Below are 23,844 nucleotides of genomic sequence, written 5' to 3'. Positions count from 1 at the left end.
CCTCACATGCAAGGCGGCTCGCCTTGCCTCGTTTGCTGTTCCGCATCGGTCCTCCACGTTGAAACGCAACGGTTCGCCAAAACGGTGTTAGCGTCCTTGCCAGTTCGGCTGGCGCCGCAGGGTGAAGGCCTCTGCGCCTTCCTTCGCATCCTCAGATGTGACCACGCCGGTGAACAATCGATCGTTTTCGGTCCATAGGGCGGCTTCCGTCACGGCGGAGGCGGCGCGAGACAGCGCCAAGGTTGCGGCCACCGCCAAAGGTGCGTTGCCGTCGATTTCGCGAGCAAGGCTCAGCGCCGCCTCGCGCGGGTCGGTATCCTCGGTGCATCGACTGATGAGACTAAGGGACACGGCCTCGTCGCGGTTGATCATCCGCCCAGTTAGTAGAATTTCGGTAGCAACGGCAGGCGGCACCCGTGCGGCCAGCCGGAAAACGCCACCCGCGCCGGCTATTAGCCCAACCTTAGGCTCGGGCAGGCCAAAGCGCGCACCAGGCGCAGCCACGACCAGATCCGAAGCCAAAACAATTTCGAAGCCCCCGGCGAGGGCCGGACCGCCGACGGCGGCGATCAGGGGCTTGCGCCGATGCCTGCGCACCAGGCCGCCAAAGCCGCCTCGACCGTTCAGGATAGTATCGGTCTCACCTGCAGAAAATGCGCGGAGATCCATTCCCGCGCAGAAAGCGGGGCCATTGCCGCAGAGCACCGCCAGTCGGATATCATCACAGTCCTCTACCCAGTCCAGCGCCGCCCGCAACTGGTCCGTCAGAGCTGCGTTCATGGCATTGCGCGCATCGGGCCTGTTCATTGTCAGAACGGCGATCCCATTGAGGTTTTCGCGCACCAGAATGTCATTCATGGGAGTTCTCGGATTGTCTGGAAAATTCCTCGGCGCGCTTGCGTAGCTCTGCCCGGATGATCTTTCCGGTCGTTGTCATCGGCATTTCCTCGATGAAATGCACTGCGCGCGGATATTCATAGGCAGCGAGACGGTCGCGCACGTGGCGTGAAATTTCATCTGCCAATGCAGGGCCGGGCGTAAAGCCTTCGGCCAACGTCACGAAGGCTGTCACGATATGGCCGCGTAGCGGGTCGGGCTGGCCCACCACGCCCGCGAGATGAACAGCCGGATGCTTCAGCAGGCAATCTTCGATTTCGGCAGGGCCGATGCGATAGCCGGCCGATGAGATCACATCATCGTCGCGCCCCAGGAAAGAAAGTCGGCCATCGGTATGCAGCACCCCGCGATCCCCGGTCAACAGCCAGCGACCACGCGGCCCTTCGACAAATTTTGCTGCTGTGGCCTCGGGGTTGTTCCAATAGCCAAGAAACATCACCGGATCGGGTGTCAGGACCGCTATTTCCCCCTCAACCATCGGGGCCAGTTCCGTGCCAGTGTCGTGGTCGATCACCGCGACCTTGTGACCAGGTGCCGGCCGACCCATGGTCCCTGGCTGCGGTTCTTCGATCGCTGAGCAGCTGGAAACGATCATGTTGCATTCGGTCTGGCCATAGAATTCATTGATGGTGGTGCCAAAGACACGCTGCCCCCATTCCAGCAACTCAGCGCCCAAAGGTTCGCCTCCGCTGGCGACCGAACGCAGCTTCAGCGCCCAGCTTTCGGCTCCAGGCTCCAGCCGCATCAGTTTCAGCGCCGTAGGGGGCAGGAACGCATTCTGGATGCCGCAATCGCGGATCAGATCGAAGGCGGCGCGGGCAGTGAACTTATGAAACCGGCAGGCGACCACGGTGACCCCGTGATAAAGACCTGGCATCAGCACATCGAGCAATCCGCCAATCCATGCCCAGTCTGCCGGGGTCCACAACCGGTCTCCGGGCTGGGGCAGAAGGTTGTGGCTGACCTCGACACCCGGCAGGTGGCCTAGGAGTACCTGGTGGGCATGCAGCGCACCCTTGGGATTTCCGGTTGTGCCCGAGGTATAGATCAGGATCGCAGGATCTGCCGGGCTGGTGTCACACGCCGGAAAGCTCTCGGGCTGAACGGACAACGCCGCGTCGTAATCCACAACCTCGATGCCGGCGAAGCGTGCCTCGGCGCCTTCAGGCATGTGCTTGCACATGATCAGGCGCAGGTCAGGAAGTTCGCCTGCGATCTCGGTCAGGACGTCCAAGCTGGCTGCCTGCGTAATCAGTGCGCAGGCACCGGAATCTCGCAATCTGTGAGCCAGCGCCTCGGGACCGAACAAGGTGAACAGCGGCAGCGAAACACAGCCCATGCGCGTTGCCGCTAGATGTGCCGTGGCAGTTTCCACCGATTGTGGCAAGAGCACGCCAATGCGCGGCCCGATCCCGCCCCTGTTCGGGCGAACACCCCGCGCGGCCAGTGCATGAGAGAGTCGTGACGCAGACTCTGCAAGGTCGCGGTAGCTGTGCTCGCGAACACGGCCATCCTCATCCACTTCGACAAGTGCAACGCGTTCGGGGTCGCAGGCAGCCCAGTGATCACAAATTGCAGTTCCGATATTGAAGCGCTCGGGCATGCTCCAACGGAAATCGCCGAGCTGCTCTGGCATCATTGCATAACCCTGCAAGCCGGCCCTCCTCGCACAGCTGACCGATCTCTCTTCGCCCGATCGCTCGTTCGCAGGTAGCTAGACACGGCGGGTGATGCCTGTCAATAATCACCTTCGGAGAAGGAAAAACCCAGAAATTTACGATCGAATGATCGGAATGCTGGGACACGGCAGCAGACGTAGGCTCCGGTACGCTCGGCGGGGCTGCTTCCTGTCCATGAGCGCGCCGGTATCAGGCAAAGCACAATATACGGCATTATACCAATAAATAGGAACTACTAGTGATCTGATCTGCCTGCAGATGGAAGAATTGCTTTCAGCATGCGCAACTCGGTGCCGGCGGAGAGTTCAGCTTTTTTCGCTTTCTGGCATTTCTACGCTTTCACCTGACCTACTACATGCGCCCACGCCCATAGGTGTTCATCTGCTATTATAAAATGCGCAGCCTGGGACCGGAAAACTATGCCCGCTTGACCGCATTGCGGCGGGTCTACGAGGAGAGGTTGATCGGGATTATCTCGGACGGAATCTCAACTTGAGTGATGCGTTAGATGAATCCGCGAGTGGTAGCTTATGGCATTCTGGCAATGCTCGCTGGCGTCACGCACTGGGTCGAACAACAACACCCGCTGACCAAGGAAGATGTTTGGCGGAAATATACGCGACTGGCAGTTGGTGCGATCGTTGACCCGCAGGAAGAGGCTTTGGCATTGGCTTGAGGCCGATGAGGGGCTTCAGTGCGAGTGCCCGCGGGACCAAGGCCCATGACCTTGCCGTAATCTGACTGCTTGTAGTCGCCACGAAGAAGATCGGCGACCGGCCAGAGGAAGGCGGACAAGACTGCTGGTTCACGGCAGGATTTCCCATAAGTTCCTCCGTTTGAGCAAGTTGGGTCGAGGAAGGCAACGGGGAAGGGGCACCCTCGCCGCACACGAAGGTGTATCCCATTGGGCAATCTCCATGCGGATGACCGGTAAGGGAGACCTCTTCGGTCGCCTCAAGAGAGGGGGCGATGTCAGGACCGCTACCTATGAGGGCCTGATGCAGGACTTTTGGGCGGCTTGGCCTAACGACCTAGAATGGCCCCGGGATGTCCCTCGACCGCACCCTCAGAAGACCAAGAAGGAAGCGGCATGACCCGGGCCGAGTTGGACCGTCGGATGCTGGGCCTGCTGACGCGCGCCGACGAGCTTGCCGCCGGATTTCTTGCTCTGGATTCCGATCTGCGGGCTTTGGCCCGCGATCTCTTCCGCGACCTCGCCGATACCCGGGATCCGGGCGAACAGCTTCTTCAACCCGAGGACGCCGCCGATGTGTGACGCAGCTCGTATCGACGTTTCGACCCTGTCCGAGCCCGAACTGATCGCGCTGCGCGACCTGCTGGACCAGCTGATCCCCGTGGCGGATGCGGCCGAACGTGCGGGGGGGGGGGGATATCTCGTTGTCTTTTGCCCGCGGCACAGCGTCGGCCTCCATCACCCTTTCAACCGAGGTTCAATCATGATGCGTGACATTCCAGCCCGCCGGATCGTGCATTGCGACGATGCTCCCGTGTCCACTTCTGAGACCGAGGCGGAGGCTAAGGCGCGGATGGCCGCTGTTGCCAACGGACTGCTGCCGGTCCGCGAACTCGGACGCGAGATCGCTCGATCTGCCTTGGACGACTTGCCCGAAGAGGCGCGGGCCAAGCTCCTGGCCGATATGTTGTGCGATTTGCGCGGCCCGGCTGCGCGGGACGCGCTGGTCACCGCCCGTAATCGGATCACCCACCATCTGCATGATCTGATCACCGCAGAATACGACGCCGAACTGACGCGGATGAGCGGGCGTGATGTGGCCGAGTTGGCCCGGGACGATACCCCCGGAGGGCAGCTGTAATGCCACAGGAAAATGCTGTGCCTGCGGGCGCGACCAAGTCCGATCATTGTCTCCGCGCTCCGGCTGCCACCGTCGAGCTGCGTGAGCCCGCCAGCACGCGCCTCCTCCCCCTGCGCGCGGGCTGGCAGCGGCTCAAGGCCGCGGCGGCCTGGCTGGATGACAGCTGGCTGCGGGACGTGCAGCGGGCCATGCGGCGGTGGGAAGTCGAGTACCGCAACGAGCTGCTGCGGTTGCGGGATCCCGATGCCTACCGGTCGCGCGTGGAGTTCGCTGCCACCGGGTCGACCCGGGCCGACGACCTGAACGACCTCTGGCAGATCGACGCGTCGCCCGCCGACGTCATGCTGACGGGGGGCAAGCGGCATTCGATCTATATGTGCATCGACATCTACAGCCGCCGCACCATCGTCCTGGTGACCCAGACGCCCCGCGCCTCGGCCGTGGGCGCGCTGATCCGCAAGGCGATTCTCGCGTGGGGTGTGCCGAAGGTTATCAAGACCGACAACGGCAGCGATTTCACGGCCAGTTCGACGACACGCCTGTTCGAAGCCCTCGGCATCACGATCGAGCTGTCCCCGCCATACCAGCCCAAGACCAAGGGCGACGTCGAGCGCGTGATCGGCACCTTCCAGCGGGATCTGGCCGGCTGCCCCGGGTTCATCGGGCACAGTGTCGCCGACCGGAAGGTGCTGGAAAATCGAAAGGCCTTCAACGCCCGCCTGGGTGCAAAAGCCGAGGCGCTGTTCGACGTCGAGATGGACCTGCGTGAGTTCCAGAACTGGTGTGACAGCTGGTCGGACCAGATCTATGGCCATGCCCCGCATGAAAGCCTGCGGCGCAAGACGCCGTTCGAGGTTGCAGCGGCGTGGCGCGGGACGGTTCGCCGGATCGAGCACCCCGAGGCTCTGGATATCCTGCTGGCGCCGATCCCGGGCAACGACGGCATCCGCACCGTGACCAAGACCGGCGTCCGCGTTGACCATCATCACTATTACACATCCGCAGCCATGCCCGGCACCCGGGTCCTGGTGCGCATGGACCCGACCGACATGGGGCGGGTGCTGCTGTTCGCCGAGGACGGCGAGGCGTGGCTGGGCGCGGTCAGACGAGGTGGTCGAGGCTGTGTTCGCGCTGGCGGGGCCGCATCGACTGTCGGATATCCGCATCGGCTCCGCCACGATTGAAGATGTCGCCGGGGTCGAGGTCGAGACTCGGGAAGGCTGGCCGGGAGATGCCCGCCTTGATCTGATCCGCCGGCAGGCCCGTACCGAAAGCGTGCAGGCGCAGCTCTCGGCCCATATCACCGATGGTGATGATGGGACGCGTCTCGACCCCACGCTTGATCCGTCGCTCGCGATCCCCCAATCCACGATCGTCGCCACCAGGGCCGCGCCCCATGAGCACCAGCTGCAGCTGATATTTCCGCAGGGGCTGTTCACGCAAGAGGATGGCAATATACGTCTGCGCGTGCCGGTCCGGCTGCGACTGCGGTTGCGCAACGGTGGTGCCTGGCGCAATCTCCCCGAGCTGCACTTCCAGGCCGCCAACCTGCGCCAGCTGCGCGCCACCATCCGCCTGATCTGGACGGACCGCGTTGCCACCCCATCCGCCGCCAGCGGCGAGGGGTGGGTCGAGGCCCGCCGCCATTGCCCTGCCCAGACCGTGGTCCCCGAAAACACGGAATGGGTTGCAGATCAGGCCTTCGGAACCAGCGAACCGGCATGGATGGCCGCCGGCAATGTCGGTACCACCGGGGTCCAGTCCGTCGAACTCGACCGTTACGAGGCCCGTATTCTGCTGGACCCTGCCGACTGGCCGCCCGGGATGTGGGAAATCGAAATCATCCGCGGCGCCTGCTTCAAGGCCTCGAACTGGACCGCATCGAGCTATCAACTGTCAGGATCAGTCTGGGACCTGTTCGGTTATCGCAACCCTGCGGCGCCGACGATTGCCATGTCGCGCGACCAGATCGGCGACAACCTGATGCTGCTGCGATCGGTCAGTATCTGGAATGAGACCCCGGTGGTAACGGGCGATGTGGCGCTGATCGCGGTGCGGGCGCGCAACCGGAAGCTTGACCGGCTGTCAGTCCTGGCCGGTGGCTGGGTGCCGGATTGGGACGGTTCCGGCTGGCAGGACTGGCGGGTCACTGACAACCCCGCGCCCCATATTCGTGACATGCTGTCGGGCATGCTCAACGCCGATCCGCTGCCCGCGGCTGCGTTGGACGAGGCGGGATTGCAGGATTTTCGCGCCCACTGCAGCCAGCAGGGCTATCGCGTGAATGCCGTGCTCGAGGGCCAGTCGGTTGCCACCGCGGTGGAGCTGGCTGCCGCCTGCGGCTATGCCCGCCCGATGGCTTCCGAGATCTGGGGCGTGGCGATGGACCGCGACACCTCTCTCGAAGCGCCCGTGCAACTGTTCACCCCGCGCAACTCCTCCGACTTTGCCTGGCGCCGCGCAATGCCGCGACTACCTGACGGGCTTCGGGTGAATTTCCGGGATGCCGACCTTGATTACGAGGCCCGCCAGCTCACCGTCCTGCGGCCGGGCGGCAGCCTTGGCGGCGTGCTCGAACAGATCGATTATGAGGGATTGGTGACCGAGCCCGAGATCCGCGCCCGAGCACTCTACGACCTGTCCCAGCCGGTGGCACGCGGTACCGAATACAGCCTGACCGCCCCGGCCGAGGCCATTATCTGCCGGCGCGGCAGCTTGGTGGCGGTCAGCCATGACAGCATTGCACGCCAGATCGGTGCGGCACGGGTGGCGGTGGTGCATTTCGGCGCGGCGGGCATGGTCGAGGGCCTTACGCTTGACGCTGCCGTAATGCTGCATGCGCGCCCCGGCTTTGATGCCATCGCCGACCTGGGCGCAGTCGAGGACATGGGACTGATCGGCGCAGGTTCGGCCGCAATGATCCGGCGCACCGACGGCAGCACGACGACCCATCCGGTCATCGGCGACGGCGAAACCGACCACATCGCATTCATCCCCCCGATCTCGCCTGCGGGTATCGCCGAGGATGTGCTGGTCGCTATCGGCCTGAAAGCCTCCGAGACCCTCCGGCTGAAGGTGACCGCGATCGAACCGCGCGAGGACTTCAGCGCCGTGCTGACCCTGATCGACGAAGCAAACGAGGTGTTCAATGGCTGACCGCACCACATTCAACGGGGCGTCAAGCCCTATGCCGACCGGGCTCCAATTCCTTGACCAATACGCCGATCGCATTGGGCAGTTGTTCGATGCCTCGGTCCTGCAGCTGACCGGTATCGGCGGCAGTCCCGACATGGTCACTGCCATGCTGGACCCGGCGCTGTCCGGGGGACTTATCTCGGGGATGAAGTTCACACTGACCTGGTCGGGGACCAACACCGGCCCGATGACATTGGCAATAAATGGCGGGCCGGCCAGCCCGATCCTCACCGCCGCAGGCAGCACGATGACGCAAGGAGCTGCCCAGGAAGGCGCACGCGCGTTACTTGAATATACGGGCGGCGCGTTTCGCATCCTGTCAGCATCCGGCGACGCCGGCGGTAGGGCGGCAAGTCATTACTGGCAGTTCACCTCGTCGGGAACATGGTCCAAGCCGACCGGTTTGCCCGACGATACCATGGTTACCGTCGAGCTTTGGGGGGGCGGAGGTGGTGGGGGGGGGTGGCGACTACCGTGCTGGCGGGGGCGGTGGTGGTGGATACATGCGCGCGCAATTCCGGATCACCGATCTGCCTAGCACGGTGTCGATTTCCATCGGGGCGGGCGGCCTAACAGGCCAGGCGGGCGGCAATACGACCTTTGGCACGCTAGCGACTGCGTATGGCGGCGGCGGTGCTGCGTCGGTGAGCGGTTTCAACATATCTGTCGGCGGCGGTGGCGGCGGACCCTTTGGTGCAGGCGGCACAAGTGGAACCGACAACGCTGGCCGCGGCGGCGGGGGTGACGGTGGTATTGGGAAAGCAGCCGATGCCAAGAATATGTTCGGCGGTGGCGGTGGTGGCAACGGGCAGAACGGGTCCACCAACGCTGGCGGTGGTAATGCCGTGTATGGCGGCGGCGGCGGTGGTGGCGGCGCTGGCGGTAGTAATGCATCCCCCGGCGGGGTCTCCATCTTCGGCGGCAATGGCGGTGGCGGCCCTGGCGGTCGAGTTGCCGGGTCTGCACCCGGGGGTGGCGGATCGGGATCCGGCCCTGCGGTGGGTCAAACTGGCGGGCCAGGCGCCCGCGGCGAGGTGAGGATCTGGATATGAGGCTGGCGCAGATCGAGGACGGCATTATCGTCAACGTGATCGAGGTGGACCCTGCGGCTATGCCGGACTGGGCGTCCGATTGGCCGAAGGTGGACCAAGCCGGGCCGGGCTGGACTTTCGACGGCGCGGATTTTATCCCGCCGCCGGAATCTACCGCCGCTTTGTCAGAGGTTTGTGCTGCCGCAATCGACAGCATCAATTCAGCCATCGGCCAAGCGCGCACCGAGTTCATCACCGATCTTCCCGGGCAGGAAATGCTCTACCTCGTAAAAGAAGATGAGGCCGGGCGTTTCATCAAAGACCTTGACGCGGATTTGGAGAATTATCCGCTGATTGCGGCGGAAATCGGCATTACCGGACCAACGGCCTACGAGGTGGCGCAGGTCTATCTCAATCTTGGGGCGCAATTCCGCCAGATCGGCGCCCAGCTGGAAACCATCCGGCTGGGTCATATCGCCCAGGTCGAGATTGCCGAAACCGCCACGGACGTCACGGTGGTGCTGGCCAGCTTTGCCGATGCCATGGGTGCCATTCAGGGCTCCGTGCCATGATCGACATCCACTACACCCAGGGCGAGCGCAAAATCTGGCGCGCCACCCCGCGCACCCGAACGGGCGAGATGCCCGATCTCGACGGCGCCACGGCCGAGCTGCGGATCACCACCAGCGACGGCTGCCTGCCGCTGGTGGCGGATCCTGACGATCGCGGCTTTCCGTTCACGCTCTCGCCCGACGCCCTGGACCTGGCACCGGGGCGCTATGCGGCGCTGTTCTGGATCCGCTGGCCGGACGGGCAGCTGCGCAACTACGGCCGCCTCGTCCTCCACATCCACAAGGGGTGCTGACGTGACAGACGTTGCCATCATCGAAATCGACGACGACCGGGTCGCGGTCCTCGAGATCGGCATCGAGGGGCCGCGCGGCCGCGACGGGGCCGCCACCCTGCTGCAAGGCGCCCCCGGCCAGCTGCTCGGCTATGGCCCGGACGGCGCCCCGGTCGCGGTCAATCCTCCCCTACCAACCCTTTCCTCCCAGCAGTGGTGATTCATCATGCCCGCACCCGCATACGAAGTCTTCAAAGAGACCGCCGTCCCGGCCCAGATCGTGCCCAACGCCGTCTATCTGGTCGGGCCGACCGCCCGGCCCGGCGTGCTCGAGATCTATGTCAGCGACGCCGCCGGCACCGCGGTGCGAAAGGCGATCGACGAGGCGACCGTGCAGACCATGATCGACGCCGCGGTCCAGGCCGGGAGCGGCGGGTTGCTCATCGTCGATGACATCGCCGCGCGCGACCTGCTTGCCCCGGCCAACGGCACCCATGTGCTTGTCGTGGATGCCAGCGCCGATTCCACCGTGACCTCGGGATCCGCCACCTATGTCTGGCGCGAGGCCACCTCGGCCTGGATCAAGATCTCCAAGTTGAGAGCATGGACCTGACCTTGGCCTGGGACGGGATCATCGGCCGCCCGACCAGCAGCCCCGCCCAGATCGATGCCGCCGTCACCGCCAGCCACAACCACGTCAACAAGACCCAGCTCGACGCGCTTGGCGAGGACGAGGGCCAGAACCTGACCTATCGCGGCCAGCGCCCGACCATCGCCTGGTCCAGCACCAACTGGTGACCGGGGATGGCTGATGTCGCACTGAGCAAGATCGTCGGCGCCCTGCCGGCCGAGCCCGACCCGGACGCGCTGTATTTCGTGCGGGTCGGCGCGGGGTTCGACCTCTATGTCGGGGGGACGCGGCTCAACCCCGGCTGGGTCGAGATTACCCAGGCGGCCTATGAAGCACTCGATCCGCCCACGCCCGGGGTCATGTACGTGGTAACGGAATGACCGCGCTGGCCGAGGCCGGGGCGGTCTACATCGGCGACAAGGCCGCACAGCGCATCTATCTGGGGGCGCAGCTGGTCTGGGCACGGGCCTCCGGGCCGGCGTTGCCGCCGATTACCGCCGGGCTGATCTGGCATACCGACACGCCGATCGCATTCACCGAAACCGGCGCGGCTGTCCCGCCGATCGCCATGCCGAGGCCGGCCGGGCCGCTCTACGTGGTAATTTCGTATCATCAGGCCGCCACGGCCGAGAGCGAGACCGCAGTATTCTACGTCGGCGATCCGACCGATAACCTCTGGCTGACAAATACCTTCTATGTTCAGCGGGACTGGGGGACGGGCATTGCGGTTTATACCTCCCCGGGAGCGGGCAAGCTGGTGAGCCTGCCCGAGCCGCCCTCTGATTTCGTCGGGGAGATCTGGGCAGCTGCGACCGGGGCCAACATGGTCGACCATGCGCCGGGCACCACCAGCTGGTATATGGACCCGATCCCCAACCACAATCCGGTCGCCACGTCGCATCTGTTCGTCGGCTACAAGCCTCAGGACGGCAATCCGGCCTGGCGCGGCGCCGGCACGATCCGCCGCATGGCGATCTATGACCGGGTCCCGTCTGAGGCCGAGCGCGGGCAGCTGGTCGCCTGGGTGCAGGGATGATCGAGCTGCTGCGCCAGATGTTCGCCGAGCCCGAGGCGCAGGCCGACGCCTATGCCTGGGCCGCGGCGCTGCTGGGCCACTGGGCGATCGGCGCCGCCCTGGCGGTGCTGGCCATGGCCGCCGCCCGTCCCGCCGCCGCCGCGGCAGCCGTCAGCCTCGCCTATGGCCTGCTCTGGGAGGGCGGCCAGCTGCTGCTCGCCGGCGCCTCGCCCTGGGACAGCGCCCTCGACTGGACCGCCGTCACCCTCGGCGCCACCGCCGCCGCCGCCACCTGGCAACACCGCCGCCGCCTCGCCGCCGCCGCCATCGCCGCGGTGGTGGCGATCCTGACGGCAGGGGTCGGCAGGAGGCGGTAAGCTATGCATACACCGCAACGGTATGCGGGTATGGCCCGGATTGGCGTTTTCTCGACGATTGCCCGGCGATCAGCGCGTAACCCGTTGATTTTACGCAACATGCAAATGCACCGTTCGGACCGTGCAGGATTTGCACCTTCGTCATTCCGTAGGTATGATTGCGGGGTCACGAAATCAGCCGCTAAACCTGTGATGTTACGGGGTTTCAAACAGGCCGCGCGCGGGCGTCACCCGCTCCCTGTGCAACCGACTTTCGCAGCGGCTCGAACCGATGTCGTTCTAACATGCAAATGGACGGCACACGGTCTGCAGATCGCGCTCGGAGCGCCAATCTCCAGCAATTGTTGGGTTTTACCGCCTAATCCCACCTGTTCCCGCATGAGCGCGGTCAGGCCCTAGAACACCCATGTTTCTGTCGCGTTACAAAATGCTACTCATTTTTCAGCACATAGCTTCGCCATAAGGCAGTAAATGCTGGCTATGTGGGGATTGAGTGGCGGGCCGCGACCGATAGTGATGATCACTACATTTACGCTATAGCTTTCTGGGGCGCGAAATCTTTGTGAAGCAAAACGAGAAGCGATATCGTCGCGGCCTCGTGGAAATTCTGGTTCTCGAATAGTGGGAGGGCAGCGGTCCCTCGTTTCGTTGGCCGCCATGTCTGCCTCAATCCCTGACACGAATTCCCACCTTGACCGGAACGGTTTTCAAGGTAGCATCAATGCGAGGCAAGTTTGTGAGCGGTCAAAACCAGACGATCCCGTGCGGCAAGACCAATCGCGGAACGATCGATTCCGAAACGATCGGATCGCTGTTTCCGGTTGTGCGTGAGGTCCAACCTGCTAAGGTTCCGGTCGGATGTCGAGCTTCGCAGGACGCGTCTCGCTGACTCCACCGCCCGGTCGGGAAGCCCGCTTCCAGAGACCACTTCAGGAGCAGCTCGACGCCTCCGATGCGCAAGTATGCACTTCATGGTTCGTCCGATACCGCCAACTGACGCAGAATTGGGAAAGCAAGCATGATTGCCACAATATTCGGTCCGATCGCGAACAAGGATCTGATGCTGCTGCGCGAACGGTGGGGACTGCTGCTGGCATTCGGGCTTGCGATCTGCGGCCTTGGCATCGTTGCGTTCTTCAACGTCACGATCGCCACGGTGGCTTCGATCTATTATGTCGGCGCCACGATGCTGATCGCGGGGATATTGCAGATTGCCTACGCTTTTCAGGTGAGTGGGTGGCGACCGTTCCTGAACTGGTTTCTGATAGGCCTGCTTTATTCGGTCGCGGGTGTCCTTGCATTCTTCAATCCGCTGCTTGCCTCGTCGGTTCTGACTCTGCTTCTCGGGTTCAGCCTTCTGGTGGTGGGCGTGTTGCGGATTGCGGCCGGCTTCTCGCTCCGGCCGGCGAGTTTTGCGAGCTGGATGTTGGCGGCCGGAACGGTCACGCTCCTTGCCGGGATCATCGTCCTGGCGGGCTGGCCTCTCAACAGTCTCTGGCTGATCGGAATGCTGCTCGCGGTCGATCTGGCTTTTCACGGGGTAGCGCTGGCGGTGTTCGCCATCATGCTCAAGCGCTCGCATCAAGCGGGTTAGACCCGACCGACATTCGGCCAACGTAGCTTGCCGAACTACGGCTCTTCAAAGCAGCCATTCGATCGGGAGCAGACCGAGAAACCAGAGGGAAAAGCGCGACAGGGTATTCGTTCCCGGTTCCTCCTCGTGGCGGATCGGCTTTCCGTCAATTCCGACTTCGTCCCACACCATCGCGCCGTCGTCGGTCAGTTTCGGCACGTAACTCATCAGCCGATAGCGTTCCGAATAGGCGGCGGAAAGCCCGCATGCCATGCGCGGACTGTCGATGACGACGCCCATCTCGGTATTGAGGAGCAGGGAACGCAGATCGAAATTGAACGAGCCGATAAAGATCCGCTCTCCGTCGACAGCGAGGGTCTTGGAATGAAGGCTTGCGCTGGACGAGCCTACGAGCCCTCGGGCGTCGGGTTCGTCCTGCACCGCGAACTCGGGCTTCAGTTCGTAAAGCTCAACGCCCGAGCGCAACAGATCCGGCCGATACTTCACATAGGCGCTATGCACGACGACCACATCGGTAGCCGCCTGCGAATTGGTGAGTATCCGCACGCTGACGCCCTGATCTGCAGCTCGAGCCAGCGCGGCCGTGAATTCCCTGCCCGGAACGAAGTAGGCGGAGACAATATCGACCGAACGTGACGGCCTGGACAGCAGCGTCATCAGTTGAGTGAAAAGCAGGTCGCGGTTCTCGGCCTCTCCAAGTCCCTTGGCGGGATCGTCGCTGACCAGCGCGACCTTGACCCATTCGAGCGTCAACTGGCCCGCGGCCATCCGGGTGACGATGTCGGATTGCCGCAGCCGTTCGGCATAGAGCCTGCCCTCCGCCGATTCCCCCGCCTCCTTCGCGTCCGAAATCAGCCGGTCGAGCGAACCCTGCCCCGGATCGTCGACGATTCGATCGATCGGGTGGGAGGAACGGCTTTGCCAGTAGCGGTCGAAGTCGCTGCCGATGTCGGCGGCGGCCTGACCCGCGACCATGACGTCGGTATCGATGTACCCGACGCCTGTCCCGAATCCGAAATAGATGTCGCCGATGTTACGGCCGCCAAGGATGCTGACCGCTCCGTCCACGGTGAGCGACTTGTTGTGCATCCGCCGATTCAGCCGAACGAAATCGAACGCGTAGCCGAGCGTCTTGAAGCTGCGCAGGATGAAAGGATTGAACAGTCTGACTTCGACGTTCGGCAAAGCGTCGAGGGCGGCGAGATCCTCATCGAGACCGCCTATGCCGTTATCATCAAGCAGGAGGCGAATGCGCACCCCGCGCTCAGCCGCCTTGCGCAACTCGTCAAGCAGGATCAGCCCGGTCGCGTCACGGTTCCAGATGTAGTACCGGACGTCGAGGGCCACCTCGGCAGCACGAATCAGCGCTACGCGGGCCGCGAAAGCATCAGGGCCATCGAGCAACGGCAAGACGCCGCTCTCTCCGCCCTGTCGCGCTGCCGGTGCCAGCAGGGCCGCGCCGAGCGCGGTCGATACCGACGCTTCGACGGCCTCGGAGACGGTCCGTCCCTCCAGCGAGGGGGGCCTGAATAGGATATGGGCGGCGGCCAGAATCGCGATGACCACAGCCAGCGTCAGGCCGATCTTCTTCAGCACGTGTTGTGGCACCCCCCTCTGTCTACAGCACGTCGCATCCAGCGTATCTTATCCAAGTGTCCGGGGAAAAGCGCCAATTACGAAGAGCGGAAGAGTTGTCGCGATCTTCCCGGCGGCATCAGCACGACAGCATATCCCTGATCGCACCGATGGTCCTTTCGACCGCGGCGCGACCGGCGGCGATGGTTTCCTTTGCGCGATCGAATTCGAGCAGGTTGATGGAAGCGACCTCCGGTGCAATCATCACATGCGGCGGCTCTCCCGCCAGCCGCGAACGGGTGATTCTTTCCTGCATGATGTTCAGGGAATTGACCAGCACGTCGAAATAGCCGGGGGATTGCGGCCCGCCCTTCACCAGATAGGGCAAAATATGCTCCGCAGGGCTGCGCAGGCCTGCCGGCACCTGACCCAGCATCTGCGACACCCGCGCCTCGCGCTCCGCGTCTTCGTTGCCGCCGAGGCCGGCGCGCAGCTTTTCCCTGCGTCGGTCCAGAAGCCCCTCGCTGACGCTGACGGCGATGACAAAGTCCGCGCCAAGCGCGCGACAGGTCGAGACCGGAACTCGGTTGATCAACCCGCCATCGACGAGCCACCTGTCTTCCAGCAAGACCGGGCTGAAAATCCCGGGCATCGAGATCGAGGCGCGTATCGCGGCCGCCGCCGGTCCCTTCTCCAGCCAGATTTCGCTCCCGTCGGCCAGATCGGTCGCCACCGCCGCGAACGCAACGGGAAAGGATTCAATCAACTGGCCAATGCCCAATTCGACCAAGAGGTTCTGGATACGTTGTCCATCGACGACACCGCCCCTGGTAAGGCTAATGTCGAGGAGCGACACCATGGCCTTTCGGTCCAACGCTTCGGCCCATTTCCGTAGCGCGTCGAGCCTGCCGGCGGCATAGGCGCCACCGACCAATGCGCCCATCGAGGTGCCGGCAATGGCGACTGGCTCGATGCCCGCTTCGAGCAGCGCTTCGATGACGCCGATATGCGACCACCCTCGCGCGGCGCCGCCGCCGAGCGCCAGACCTACCTTGTAGCCATTGGCGCCAACCACCGTTCCATTCCTGCCGCGTCGCGGCATTTTGCCGTTCCGATGGAACGTGCTCAAAATGTCGCTTGACCGCAAGTGGATTGAAAGTCGGAAGACAACGTATGGCCCGCCCGTCGGCAAGAGGTTTATTTCTGATGGCAACTATTGGTCTGCATCAACGTATACGGCGTATCGGCTGAAGCCGTCGCCAAGATGGAGATCCGCACGTTCAGTGTTGGAATTGGGAACTGGTGTTCATACCGTTCCCCTGACGCGTAGTTGATGCTCTGGTCAAAATTCTTCTGTGCAGGGCTTTTAACGGCGTTGCGTATTCTGGGAGATCAGGCCGGTCCTCTCAAGAACCTCGACGACTGCCAAAACTCATGCGATTTTGTCGCGCGCCAGACCAAATTCGTCGATCGATTCTTGGAATGCCAGCCGGGATGGCGACCGAACTACAGTCTTTTTCGGCACGGGTTTCCTCGCCAGCGGCAAATGACCCTGCTCGGCCTTGCAAGTATTGGCTGCGGAATCCAGCTTACAGGTTAGAATTTGTCGCAATCTCGGGACAGGTCAATACCGTTATTGCAAGCATTGGGAGCCCGGATCAAAATGAGACAAGGTGCAACGACGCATCCCAGGATGTCCACAGGACCGTTCAAATCCATTCTGGTCGGCATTCCAGGCGGTGAGAGGGTCGAAACGCCGGCCCTGAAAGCCGCGATCGCGATAGCCCAGCGCTCCCAGGCCGTGGTTTCGCTTTACGTCTTCGCACCATCTATCAGTGAACCCTTGCCGATATCCAATGCTAGAGCAGTTGGCTGGCTGGAGGCTGAGAGTGCAAGGCTAGAAACGCTCAGTGCCGCCGCAACGCATGCGGCCGGCAAGGTGATCGCGCGGGCAGGCGTTGATTTTGTTGCCGAGCATCCGCACTCCCCGTTCGAGACAGGGTCGTACCGATTCGTCCATATAGCGCGGGTCAACGACATCACAGTGCTGGATGCGGTCGATGCCGCCGATGCGGCTCTCCGGGAGGCTGCCGAAGATGTTTTGTTCGATAGCGGAAGGCCTGTGCTACTCGTGCCTCCTCATGGCGGCGCGGCATCACCGCAACGGATTGTCGTCGCCTGGGACGGCAGCGCTCGCTGTGCGCGTGCAGTCCGGGATGCGTTGCCGCTTCTTGCCGCCGCGTCGATGGTCGTGGCCGTCACGGTGACGGGGGAGAAGGATCTCTCGCGCATGGCACCTGGATCAGACCTTGCCACTTATCTGGCCCTGCATTGCATTGACTGCAAGCTTGCTACCCTTGTGGCCGAGCGGCGTGACGTAGCCGAACGGCTGCGCCTTTTCGTGGCGGAAGAGGAGATCGACACGATCGTCATGGGCGCATTCGTACATTCGCGTTTCAGGCAGGCAATCCTTGGCGGGGTCACGAGTTCCTTGCTCGACCAACCTCCGGTTCAATTGTTCATGGCTCACTAGCGAGACCAGAATTTTTGTTACCTCCCTCGACGTGGTCCGGAAGCGAAACCGCAAGTCCTTGCGCACAATATGCGTACCGAAATCCGCAATCCCACCTCATCTTCCTGGCTGGCGGGACGGACATTGAATTCGAAGCCGGCGCCGGCAACCCGGGTCGCTCTCAAAGCTTTGGCCGCCAGGAAGCTGGTCGCTGGCTGACAGAGGCTCGAAGATCATATTATTGTACAACGTTTCTGCAAAGAAGGGCGGGGACACGACCAACTGCGGACTGCATTGCCGCTAATGGTAACCCGCAGAGATGTTGGAATGATCGTGCAAACTTTTGCGCCCATGACGGGTGATCCTTCTTTCGAATCTTCCGACGCGGTTGCGCACGCGCTTGGCGTCGACCCCGCTGTCGGCCTTACAACAGCGGAGGTCTCGCGGCGTCAGGAGCAGTATGGCCCCAACGAGTTGCGGCAGAGGGTGCAACGACCGCTCTGGCGACGTATCCTGGCGCAATTTGCTGATCCTTTGACGTATCTCCTGCTCGCCGCGGTGGCTGTGGCGACTGCGGCCTGGCTGATCGAGGGCCATGAGAGCTGGCCTGTCGATGCAGTCGTGATCGCAGCTGTCATCTTTTTCAACGCAGCACTTGGCTTTACCCAGGAACGAAAGGCCGCCAACGCCGTCGCTGCCTTGGCCCGGATGACGGCGGTGACGTCATCGGTTCTTCGTGATGGCGAGCGCCGGCGGGTTCCGAGCGCTGAACTGGTTCCGGGTGACGTGTTGCTCCTTGAAGAAGGCGATGCCGTGGGCGCGGACGCACGGCTTCTCGCCGCAACCGCGCTCAGCGTTCAGGAAGCGTCGCTCACAGGCGAAAGCGAAGCGGTGCTGAAAGATCCGAAACCTTTACCAGTTCCAGCACCGCTCGCGGAGCGGACGCCGATGGTTTTCAAAGGCACGGCTGTCGTCCAGGGAACCGGCCGCGCGGTCGTGACCGCGACCGGCATGCGTACCGAAATGGGCGCGATCGCCACGATGCTCGACGAAACCCAGGAAGGGGCAACGCCGCTTCAGAGGGAGGTGGCACTTATCGGACGAATGCTGGGTGTCGCCGTGGTCGTCATTGCTGCAATCGTGGTGGCGACGATCCTGATCTTGTCGCCGATCGATGATGTCGGCGATGTCGTTGACGTGCTGCTGCTCGGTGTTTCACTCGCTGTCGCGGCCGTCCCTGAGGGCTTGCCGGCAATCCTGTCGTTGGTGCTGGCGCTCGGCGTTCAACGCATGGCGGCCCACAAGGCCGTAGTAAAGAACCTGTCCTCTGTCGAAACCCTCGGTGCGGCCACGGTCATCTGTTCGGATAAGACGGGGACGTTGACGCGCTCGGAAATGACGATCCAGCGCATAGTGACAGCCTCCGGAGATAGCAGCGTCACCGGTGTCGGCTACGCGCCGCAGGGCCGGATCGAGACAGTGAACCACACACCGCTGGGCGCCGCCGCAAGGGCCGAGCACATCGTGGTGCTTAGCGGCGGAAGTCTCGCGAGCAATGCCGACCTTCGGCAAACGCAAGACGGGACGTGGGAAATTCAGGGCGATCCCACTGAAGCGGCGTTTCTGGTGGCGGAAAGGAAACTCGGTATCGATAACCGCCGAAAGAAGCGCTTCGAGCGCGTCACGGAAATCCCGTTCAGTTCCGACCGCAAGATGATGTCGAGCATCGAGCGCGACCTCGAACATGAAGGCGAACTGGTCATCATCACGAAGGGAGCACCCGATGTGTTGATCGGCCGGTGCAGCCGCGTTCGGGTCGGCATGGATATCGTATCGTTTGACGACGCTCGTCGCGCTGAAGCGCTGGGCGACGTTGAACGCCTTTCAGGCGAGGCGCTGCGCACGCTTGCCGTTGCATACCGGCCACTTGCGGAGGAGGAAAGTGTAGCCCCGGGGGAGGGTCTCGAACAGGACCTGATCTTCGTCGGTATCGTAGGCATCATCGATCCGCCGCGCGAGGAAGCCGCCCTGGCGATCGCTGAGGCGCATCGTGCGGGCATCCGCGTCATGATGATTACCGGCGATCATCCGCGCACCGCGGCTCGCATCGCCGCCATGCTCGGCATCGCCGGTCCGGACGCAAGGGTGTTGACCGGCGCCGACCTGGATAGCCTGGACGAAAGCGCCCTTGCCGCCGCTGTGCGGAAGACAACCGTCTATGCCCGGGTGGCGCCCGTCCACAAGCTGCGCATCGTCGATGCCTTGCAAGCCGATGGCAATGTGGTCGCGATGACCGGAGACGGTGTGAACGACGCGCCGGCGCTGAAATCGGCGGATATCGGGATTGCGATGGGCATCACCGGCGCCGAGGTTACGAAGGAAGCCGCCAAGATGATCCTGGCGGACGACAATTTCGCCACCATCGTCGCGGCGGTCCGCGAGGGCCGCGCGATCTTCGACAATATCCGGAAGTTCCTGCGCTATCTCCTCTCCTCGAACATGGGTGAGGTGCTGACGGTGTTTTTCGGCGTCGTCGGCGCCGGCGTGATTGGGCTGGACGGTGGGAGTAGCGGCCAGGGCCTGATCGCCCCGCTGCTCGCCACGCAAATCCTCTGGATCAATCTGATCACCGATTCCGGTCCCGCGCTCGCGATGGGCGTGGACCCGGAAACGGAGGACGTCATGGCGAGGCCACCGCGCCGCGCCGGCGAGCGTGCGATCGACAGCCCGATGTGGAGGGGTGTCATCGAGATCGGGCTGGTGATGGCGGTGGCCACCCTGCTCACCATCGATTTTTATCTGCCGGCGGGATTGATTGAAGGCAACCACACATTGGCCGAGGCGCGCACGGCCGGCTTCACCGTGCTGGTCTTCGCGCAGCTGTTCAACTGCTTCAGCGCGCGGTCCGAGACAGTGAGCGCCTTTATCAACCTGTTCGGCAATCGCTGGCTTTGGGGCGCTGTCGTTTTCGCCGTCGTGCTGCAGGTGGCGGTGGTCCATGTCGCGCCGCTTAACGTCGCTTTCGGCACCAATCCTCTGTCGCTCGATCAATGGCTTCTATGCGCGCTGATGGGAAGCATGGTGCTATGGTACGCCGAAACTCGAAAATGGGTGCTGCGTCGCCTGAGTGTTGCAAGCCATGCGTCCTGAATGGGCGGTGCCGCTGAGCGTCGGCGCGCCTTACCAGTCTTTCAGCAGAAGGATGTATGAATGTTCGGCAGGCCGCTGCGCCTCTGTTGGAGCATCGTGGAGACCCAAATGCGCACAATAGAGGACCAAGCATTTCTGTGGCTCCTCGTCGGGACCTCGCTCGCATTCGGTTACATCATATGGCCCTACTTCGGTGCGGTGCTCTGGGGCATCGTAGCCGCAATCGTCTTCGCCCCGCTTTATCGTCGCCTTTTGAAGGCGACGGGCCGGCGCGCCGGCCTCGCGGCCATGCTTACGGTCGTGCTGGTCGTTCTCCTGGTCATCGTTCCGCTGATGCTGATCGCATCGTCGCTGGTGGTCGAGGCCAACAGCCTCTACAATAGCATCCAGTCGGGACGGCTGGATGTAAATCAGTATCTCAACGACGTCGGCAAGACACTGCCCGCCTGGGTCAAAGACCTGCTTGACCGTTTCGATCTTTCCAACTTCGAGACGATCCGCGAGCGGCTGTCACAACTGTTCACCCAGTTCCTCCAGTCGCTCCTCGCGCGCGCGGTGACCGTCGGGCAGGCCACGTTCGAGTTCATCGTGGCTCTCGGCGTGATGCTGTACCTGCTGTTCTTCCTGTTGAGGGACGGCTCGAGCCGGACGCGCCGGATCAAGGACGCCATCCCGTTGCACGCCGCGCAGCGGGACGCACTCATCGAGAAGTTCACGGTCGTCGTTCGCGCGACCGTCAAGGGCTCAGTCCTCGTTGCCGCCCTGCAGGGCGCGCTCGGCGGTCTGATCTTCTGGCTGCTTGGTCTTCATGCGCCCGTGTTATGGGCGGTGGTAATGGCCTTCTTCGCGCTGCTGCCGGCTGTCGGGGCGAGCATCGTCTGGCTACCCGTCGCGCTCTATCTGTTGATATCTGGGGCGACCTGGAAAGCGATCATCCTGGTTGCCTACGGCATGCTGGTTATCGGTCTCATCGACAATCTCCTGCGGCCCGTGCTTGTCGGCAAGTCCACAAGGATGCCGGACTACCTGGTCCTGATCTCCACCCTCGGCGGCATTTCGATCGCTGGCCTCAACGGGTTCGTCATCGGTCCAATGGTTGCTGCCATGTTCATCGCTGTATGGGACATGTTCACGACCACCCGCGGCACATCGAATGGCTCAACACTGATTCCGCCAGCGGAGGCAGACCGATCCTCGTTGGAATGAGATCATCGTGCCGTGAGCGAAAACGTCTGCGTCGTCTGGACTGGTGGGTAACGAACACCGCCCACCAGGCGAACAGTCGGCGGGAGCAACGAGATGCGATCTTGCGCTACCGTCACGCAAAGGTGTCGGATCAACGGTAAACGATACCACCATCGGTCAGGATTGCCTGGCCGGTGATGTAGTCGGAATCATCGCTCGACAAAAAGGCGACCAGGGCTGCCACGTCCTCCGGCGTCTGGGCCCGGCCGAGCGCAATACCTTCAACGAACTTCTTGTAGGTCGAGCCCTTGGCAGCGCCAGTCAGCTCCGAGAAGCGCTCGTCGATCTCGACCCACATGTCCGTGCCGACGATACCGGGACAGTAGGCGTTCACGGTGATGCCGGCACTGGCATATTCCTTGGCTGCAGCCTGCGTCAACGCGCGCACGGCGAATTTGGTCGCCGAATAGACACCAAGCATGGCGAAGCCGTCATGGCCGGCGATTGACGAGGCGTTGATGATCTTGCCTTTGCGACCGCGCGCCTTGAACTTGGCGGCCGCAGCCTGGATTCCCCAGACGACGCCGTCGATATTGATCCGGAAGATGCGGTCGAGGTCCTCGGGCTGCACATCGGCCAGCGGCTTCACCTGTGCGATTCCGGCGTTGTTGATGATAACGTCGAAGCCCCCGAGTTCTTTCTCGGCGTGATCGATCGCAGCATAGACCTCGTCGCGCTTGCTGACATCAGTGACAAAGGTGGTGGCCTTTGCGCCAAGCGTCTCCACTTCCTTGCGCACGTCTTCCAGCTTGTCGGCCTTGATGTCGACGAGTGCGACATTGGCCCCGTCCTTCGCCAGACGCAGCGCGATGCCTCGCCCTATTCCCTGACTTGCTCCCGTGATCAGTACAATCTTATCTTTGACAGACATGCCATTTCTCCTTTTTGACCAGTTTTGCGCCCGAGGCGCAGTCATCTCGCGCCGTCGTCCGCCACAATCGAGCGTGCCTCCGCATTTCTCCCGCAGAACGCTGCCGGAGCGATGCTAGGCAATGACTGTCACCGATCGTCCGAGGCATCACGGGTCTCACCGCATCAGGTTCAACCCGGCAAAATCGATGTCCAGCGGGTCGGCCAAGTCCTCCATCGAATCGTAAAGCAACTCCAGCGCATAGTGGGGGTTGTGGACGTGGATGCCAGCATCGGAACCGATGAACTTCCAGTTGTAGGCTGCCCTCAGCAAGCGCGGGGTCCACGCATTATAGGGAACCGGCTTGCCGTCCGCCAAGTCGGCGACACCATCGCCATTGGCGTCCGTGAAGAAATAGGGATGCTGGTGGCCGTCGTAGTGGATCGGCACGCCGGCGACCCTGGTCGCATAGTCCTCCAGCATTCCCATGAGCCGCGCCGCGTTGGCTGCAATGTCGGCGCGTATGCCTTTTTTCAGGTCGCCGCTGCCGTCGAAGCTGTTGCGCGAAATGCGGATGTTTTCCGCCTTGCCGTCGGCGTGGCAGGTCAGACAGGTCTCTTCCGCCACGCTCAGACTATGCGGGTCGTGGCAGGATGCGCAGGTCGAGACCGGGCGTGCATGCAGGAAGCGGCCGGAATAGTCTTTCCCAGCGTATTGATAGCCCATCCCGCCATAGCCGCCGAGCAGCGTCGCCGCAGCCGTCGCATAATGTGGATTGATGAATGTGAGGGCGGGATCGGGGGTGTCTTCAGCCTTGCCGCTCACCGCGCGTTCGACCATGGCGCCCGCCGCCCGACTCTGGTGACAGGTCATGCAAGATGCCTCTCCGGCATTGACGGGGTGGCTGAGGCCGCTCGGCAGCGAGATCGCGCTTATCGACGCCAGTCCGGGATTGTGGCAGGTCTCACAGTCGACGACACCCCCTACCGGCACCGGATGCTCGGGCAGGCCAGGCGTGCTGCCGTCCAGGCCGTGGAACGATCGAAAGCCGACGCCTGAATGGCAGACAGAGCAAACAGGTGGGATGGACCCTGCATCGTTCCAGTAGGAAAAGGAAACCGACGACGCGTCCGAATGGCCCGAACGCGCCCACGCCGCGATGTATTCACTTTGCGGGATCGCTACCTGTTCGGGAGCAAAGGGTCCCGATTTGGGCATGACGTAGATTGGAGTTTCGCCGTTGGCCTCCTGCGCGTTGCTGCTCATGGTGTGGCTGAGATACGCACTGGCAGCCGGCAGGATCGTGCAGAGAGCGACGAGCGGTATCAGGATTCGGCGCATCCATGCCTCGCAACTTGCTGGGGTAAACGGACTTTGTTAGCCTCAAACTAACAAGGTATTCGATGGTAGAGCA

General features: G+C 62.8%; 26 protein-coding genes. 20 read left to right on the top strand and 6 right to left on the bottom strand.

The features are described 5' to 3' along the window. Positions 1-87: 87 nt before the first annotated feature. Both BUB57_RS05405 and BUB57_RS05400 read right to left on the bottom strand, forming a co-directional pair. Positions 88-858: an enoyl-CoA hydratase-related protein gene (locus tag BUB57_RS05405; protein ID WP_073063305.1), complete on the bottom strand. Its 771-nt coding sequence runs from the start codon at positions 856-858 to the stop codon at positions 88-90. After that, positions 851-2,536, bottom strand: a complete 1,686-nt coding sequence (locus tag BUB57_RS05400; protein ID WP_073063303.1) for an AMP-binding protein — start codon at positions 2,534-2,536, stop codon at positions 851-853. The genes BUB57_RS05405 and BUB57_RS05400 overlap by 8 nt, the downstream gene beginning before the upstream one ends. 413 nt (positions 2,537-2,949) lie before the next feature. On the opposite strand from BUB57_RS05400, the gene BUB57_RS17355 reads away from it, so the two are divergent. The 17 genes from BUB57_RS17355 (at position 2,950) to BUB57_RS05345 (ending at position 13,098) form a co-directional block, all read left to right on the top strand. Continuing rightward, complete coding sequence (locus tag BUB57_RS17355) at positions 2,950-3,072, top strand: TetR-type transcription factor C-terminal domain-containing protein (protein ID WP_407670320.1); 123 nt, start codon at positions 2,950-2,952, stop codon at positions 3,070-3,072. A 12-nt stretch (positions 3,073-3,084) separates the two neighbouring features. Continuing rightward, positions 3,085-3,252: a hypothetical protein gene (locus tag BUB57_RS16745; RefSeq protein ID WP_159435559.1), complete on the top strand. Its 168-nt coding sequence runs from the start codon at positions 3,085-3,087 to the stop codon at positions 3,250-3,252. 414 nt (positions 3,253-3,666) lie between these two features. After that, positions 3,667-3,852 (top strand): hypothetical protein, encoded by a 186-nt coding sequence (locus tag BUB57_RS16495; protein WP_143159624.1) that lies wholly within the window; start codon positions 3,667-3,669, stop codon positions 3,850-3,852. Further along, positions 3,845-4,411: a hypothetical protein gene (locus tag BUB57_RS05395; protein ID WP_073063300.1), complete on the top strand. Its 567-nt coding sequence runs from the start codon at positions 3,845-3,847 to the stop codon at positions 4,409-4,411. The genes BUB57_RS16495 and BUB57_RS05395 overlap by 8 nt, the downstream gene beginning before the upstream one ends. Next, entirely contained in the window at positions 4,411-5,595 is a 1,185-nt protein-coding gene (locus BUB57_RS05390) for a DDE-type integrase/transposase/recombinase (protein ID WP_073063299.1), read from the top strand. Before BUB57_RS05395 ends, BUB57_RS05390 begins: the two co-directional genes overlap by 1 nt. After that, complete coding sequence (locus BUB57_RS05385) at positions 5,522-7,567, top strand: phage tail protein (RefSeq protein ID WP_073063298.1); 2,046 nt, start codon at positions 5,522-5,524, stop codon at positions 7,565-7,567. Before BUB57_RS05390 ends, BUB57_RS05385 begins: the two co-directional genes overlap by 74 nt. Further along, positions 7,560-8,144, top strand: coding sequence for a hypothetical protein (locus BUB57_RS16490; RefSeq protein WP_143159622.1), 585 nt, complete (start codon positions 7,560-7,562; stop codon positions 8,142-8,144). The genes BUB57_RS05385 and BUB57_RS16490 overlap by 8 nt, the downstream gene beginning before the upstream one ends. Beyond that, positions 8,110-8,658, top strand: a complete 549-nt coding sequence (locus BUB57_RS17385) for a glycine-rich domain-containing protein (protein WP_456319939.1) — start codon at positions 8,110-8,112, stop codon at positions 8,656-8,658. The genes BUB57_RS16490 and BUB57_RS17385 overlap by 35 nt, the downstream gene beginning before the upstream one ends. Next, the gene (locus tag BUB57_RS05380) at positions 8,655-9,209 is read left to right on the top strand and encodes a hypothetical protein (protein ID WP_073063297.1); all 555 of its coding nucleotides are present in this window, start codon (positions 8,655-8,657) and stop codon (positions 9,207-9,209) included. Before BUB57_RS17385 ends, BUB57_RS05380 begins: the two co-directional genes overlap by 4 nt. Beyond that, positions 9,206-9,502 (top strand): hypothetical protein, encoded by a 297-nt coding sequence (locus BUB57_RS05375; RefSeq protein ID WP_073063296.1) that lies wholly within the window; start codon positions 9,206-9,208, stop codon positions 9,500-9,502. Before BUB57_RS05380 ends, BUB57_RS05375 begins: the two co-directional genes overlap by 4 nt. 1 nt (position 9,503) lies before the next feature. Then, positions 9,504-9,701: a hypothetical protein gene (locus BUB57_RS05370; protein ID WP_073063295.1), complete on the top strand. Its 198-nt coding sequence runs from the start codon at positions 9,504-9,506 to the stop codon at positions 9,699-9,701. 6 nt (positions 9,702-9,707) lie between these two features. Further along, positions 9,708-10,094 carry a hypothetical protein gene (locus BUB57_RS16485; RefSeq protein ID WP_143159621.1) on the top strand — a complete coding sequence of 129 codons (387 nt, stop codon included), beginning with the start codon at positions 9,708-9,710 and terminating at the stop codon, positions 10,092-10,094. Continuing rightward, positions 10,085-10,279 (top strand): hypothetical protein, encoded by a 195-nt coding sequence (locus tag BUB57_RS16245; protein WP_084731973.1) that lies wholly within the window; start codon positions 10,085-10,087, stop codon positions 10,277-10,279. The genes BUB57_RS16485 and BUB57_RS16245 overlap by 10 nt, the downstream gene beginning before the upstream one ends. 6 nt (positions 10,280-10,285) lie before the next feature. Next, positions 10,286-10,492 carry a hypothetical protein gene (locus BUB57_RS05360; RefSeq protein WP_073063294.1) on the top strand — a complete coding sequence of 69 codons (207 nt, stop codon included), beginning with the start codon at positions 10,286-10,288 and terminating at the stop codon, positions 10,490-10,492. Then, positions 10,489-11,148, top strand: a complete 660-nt coding sequence (locus tag BUB57_RS05355; RefSeq protein WP_073063293.1) for a hypothetical protein — start codon at positions 10,489-10,491, stop codon at positions 11,146-11,148. The genes BUB57_RS05360 and BUB57_RS05355 overlap by 4 nt, the downstream gene beginning before the upstream one ends. Next, a complete protein-coding gene (locus tag BUB57_RS05350) occupies positions 11,145-11,504 on the top strand; it encodes a hypothetical protein (RefSeq protein ID WP_073063291.1) in 360 nt (119 codons plus the stop codon). The genes BUB57_RS05355 and BUB57_RS05350 overlap by 4 nt, the downstream gene beginning before the upstream one ends. A 1,060-nt stretch (positions 11,505-12,564) precedes the next feature. Then, positions 12,565-13,098 carry an HdeD family acid-resistance protein gene (locus BUB57_RS05345; protein ID WP_073063703.1) on the top strand — a complete coding sequence of 178 codons (534 nt, stop codon included), beginning with the start codon at positions 12,565-12,567 and terminating at the stop codon, positions 13,096-13,098. A 45-nt stretch (positions 13,099-13,143) separates the two neighbouring features. On the opposite strand, the gene BUB57_RS05340 is transcribed toward BUB57_RS05345, so the two are convergent. Together BUB57_RS05340 and BUB57_RS05335 are read right to left on the bottom strand one after the other, a co-directional pair. Next, on the bottom strand, positions 13,144-14,694 hold the full coding sequence (locus BUB57_RS05340; RefSeq protein WP_234951986.1) for a phospholipase D family protein: 1,551 nt from the start codon (positions 14,692-14,694) through the stop codon (positions 13,144-13,146). A gap of 118 nt (positions 14,695-14,812) precedes the next feature. Next, positions 14,813-15,748, bottom strand: coding sequence for a patatin-like phospholipase family protein (locus tag BUB57_RS05335; protein ID WP_159435558.1), 936 nt, complete (start codon positions 15,746-15,748; stop codon positions 14,813-14,815). Between the two features lie 618 nt (positions 15,749-16,366). On the opposite strand from BUB57_RS05335, the gene BUB57_RS05330 reads away from it, so the two are divergent. The 3 genes from BUB57_RS05330 to BUB57_RS05320 all read left to right on the top strand — a co-directional run bounded on the left by BUB57_RS05330 (position 16,367) and on the right by BUB57_RS05320 (position 21,541). Then, positions 16,367-17,206: a universal stress protein gene (locus tag BUB57_RS05330; protein ID WP_073063277.1), complete on the top strand. Its 840-nt coding sequence runs from the start codon at positions 16,367-16,369 to the stop codon at positions 17,204-17,206. Between the two features lie 306 nt (positions 17,207-17,512). Further along, positions 17,513-20,335: a cation-translocating P-type ATPase gene (locus tag BUB57_RS05325; protein WP_073063273.1), complete on the top strand. Its 2,823-nt coding sequence runs from the start codon at positions 17,513-17,515 to the stop codon at positions 20,333-20,335. Between the two features lie 60 nt (positions 20,336-20,395). Then, positions 20,396-21,541, top strand: coding sequence for an AI-2E family transporter (locus tag BUB57_RS05320; RefSeq protein WP_200796414.1), 1,146 nt, complete (start codon positions 20,396-20,398; stop codon positions 21,539-21,541). A gap of 130 nt (positions 21,542-21,671) precedes the next feature. On the opposite strand, the gene BUB57_RS05315 is transcribed toward BUB57_RS05320, so the two are convergent. Further along, positions 21,672-22,451 (bottom strand): acetoin reductase, encoded by a 780-nt coding sequence (locus BUB57_RS05315; protein ID WP_073063269.1) that lies wholly within the window; start codon positions 22,449-22,451, stop codon positions 21,672-21,674. 156 nt (positions 22,452-22,607) lie between these two features. Beyond that, a complete protein-coding gene (locus BUB57_RS05310; RefSeq protein ID WP_073063265.1) occupies positions 22,608-23,771 on the bottom strand; it encodes a cytochrome c3 family protein in 1,164 nt (387 codons plus the stop codon). Positions 23,772-23,844 lie beyond the last annotated feature (73 nt).

This window comes from Paracoccus solventivorans, from assembly GCF_900142875.1.
Lineage (GTDB): Bacteria > Pseudomonadota > Alphaproteobacteria > Rhodobacterales > Rhodobacteraceae > Paracoccus > Paracoccus solventivorans.
Note: the sequence above shows the minus strand (reverse complement) of the source record. Positions and strands in the feature narration are given on the sequence as shown.

Coding starts and splice junctions, on each gene's coding strand:
- BUB57_RS05405 (WP_073063305.1), bottom strand. CDS start 858: ATGAATGACATTCTGGTGCGCGAAAACCTCAATGGGATCGCCGTTCTG.
- BUB57_RS05400 (WP_073063303.1), bottom strand. CDS start 2,536: ATGATGCCAGAGCAGCTCGGCGATTTCCGTTGGAGCATGCCCGAGCGC.
- BUB57_RS16745 (WP_159435559.1), top strand. CDS start 3,085: ATGAATCCGCGAGTGGTAGCTTATGGCATTCTGGCAATGCTCGCTGGC.
- BUB57_RS16495 (WP_143159624.1), top strand. CDS start 3,667: ATGACCCGGGCCGAGTTGGACCGTCGGATGCTGGGCCTGCTGACGCGC.
- BUB57_RS05395 (WP_073063300.1), top strand. CDS start 3,845: ATGTGTGACGCAGCTCGTATCGACGTTTCGACCCTGTCCGAGCCCGAA.
- BUB57_RS05390 (WP_073063299.1), top strand. CDS start 4,411: ATGCCACAGGAAAATGCTGTGCCTGCGGGCGCGACCAAGTCCGATCAT.
- BUB57_RS16490 (WP_143159622.1), top strand. CDS start 7,560: ATGGCTGACCGCACCACATTCAACGGGGCGTCAAGCCCTATGCCGACC.
- BUB57_RS17385 (WP_456319939.1), top strand. CDS start 8,110: ATGCGCGCGCAATTCCGGATCACCGATCTGCCTAGCACGGTGTCGATT.
- BUB57_RS05380 (WP_073063297.1), top strand. CDS start 8,655: ATGAGGCTGGCGCAGATCGAGGACGGCATTATCGTCAACGTGATCGAG.
- BUB57_RS05375 (WP_073063296.1), top strand. CDS start 9,206: ATGATCGACATCCACTACACCCAGGGCGAGCGCAAAATCTGGCGCGCC.
- BUB57_RS16485 (WP_143159621.1), top strand. CDS start 9,708: ATGCCCGCACCCGCATACGAAGTCTTCAAAGAGACCGCCGTCCCGGCC.
- BUB57_RS16245 (WP_084731973.1), top strand. CDS start 10,085: ATGGACCTGACCTTGGCCTGGGACGGGATCATCGGCCGCCCGACCAGC.
- BUB57_RS05360 (WP_073063294.1), top strand. CDS start 10,286: ATGGCTGATGTCGCACTGAGCAAGATCGTCGGCGCCCTGCCGGCCGAG.
- BUB57_RS05355 (WP_073063293.1), top strand. CDS start 10,489: ATGACCGCGCTGGCCGAGGCCGGGGCGGTCTACATCGGCGACAAGGCC.
- BUB57_RS05350 (WP_073063291.1), top strand. CDS start 11,145: ATGATCGAGCTGCTGCGCCAGATGTTCGCCGAGCCCGAGGCGCAGGCC.
- BUB57_RS05345 (WP_073063703.1), top strand. CDS start 12,565: ATGCTGCTGCGCGAACGGTGGGGACTGCTGCTGGCATTCGGGCTTGCG.
- BUB57_RS05330 (WP_073063277.1), top strand. CDS start 16,367: ATGTCCACAGGACCGTTCAAATCCATTCTGGTCGGCATTCCAGGCGGT.
- BUB57_RS05325 (WP_073063273.1), top strand. CDS start 17,513: ATGATCGTGCAAACTTTTGCGCCCATGACGGGTGATCCTTCTTTCGAA.
- BUB57_RS05320 (WP_200796414.1), top strand. CDS start 20,396: ATGTTCGGCAGGCCGCTGCGCCTCTGTTGGAGCATCGTGGAGACCCAA.
- BUB57_RS05315 (WP_073063269.1), bottom strand. CDS start 22,451: ATGTCTGTCAAAGATAAGATTGTACTGATCACGGGAGCAAGTCAGGGA.
- BUB57_RS05310 (WP_073063265.1), bottom strand. CDS start 23,771: ATGCGCCGAATCCTGATACCGCTCGTCGCTCTCTGCACGATCCTGCCG.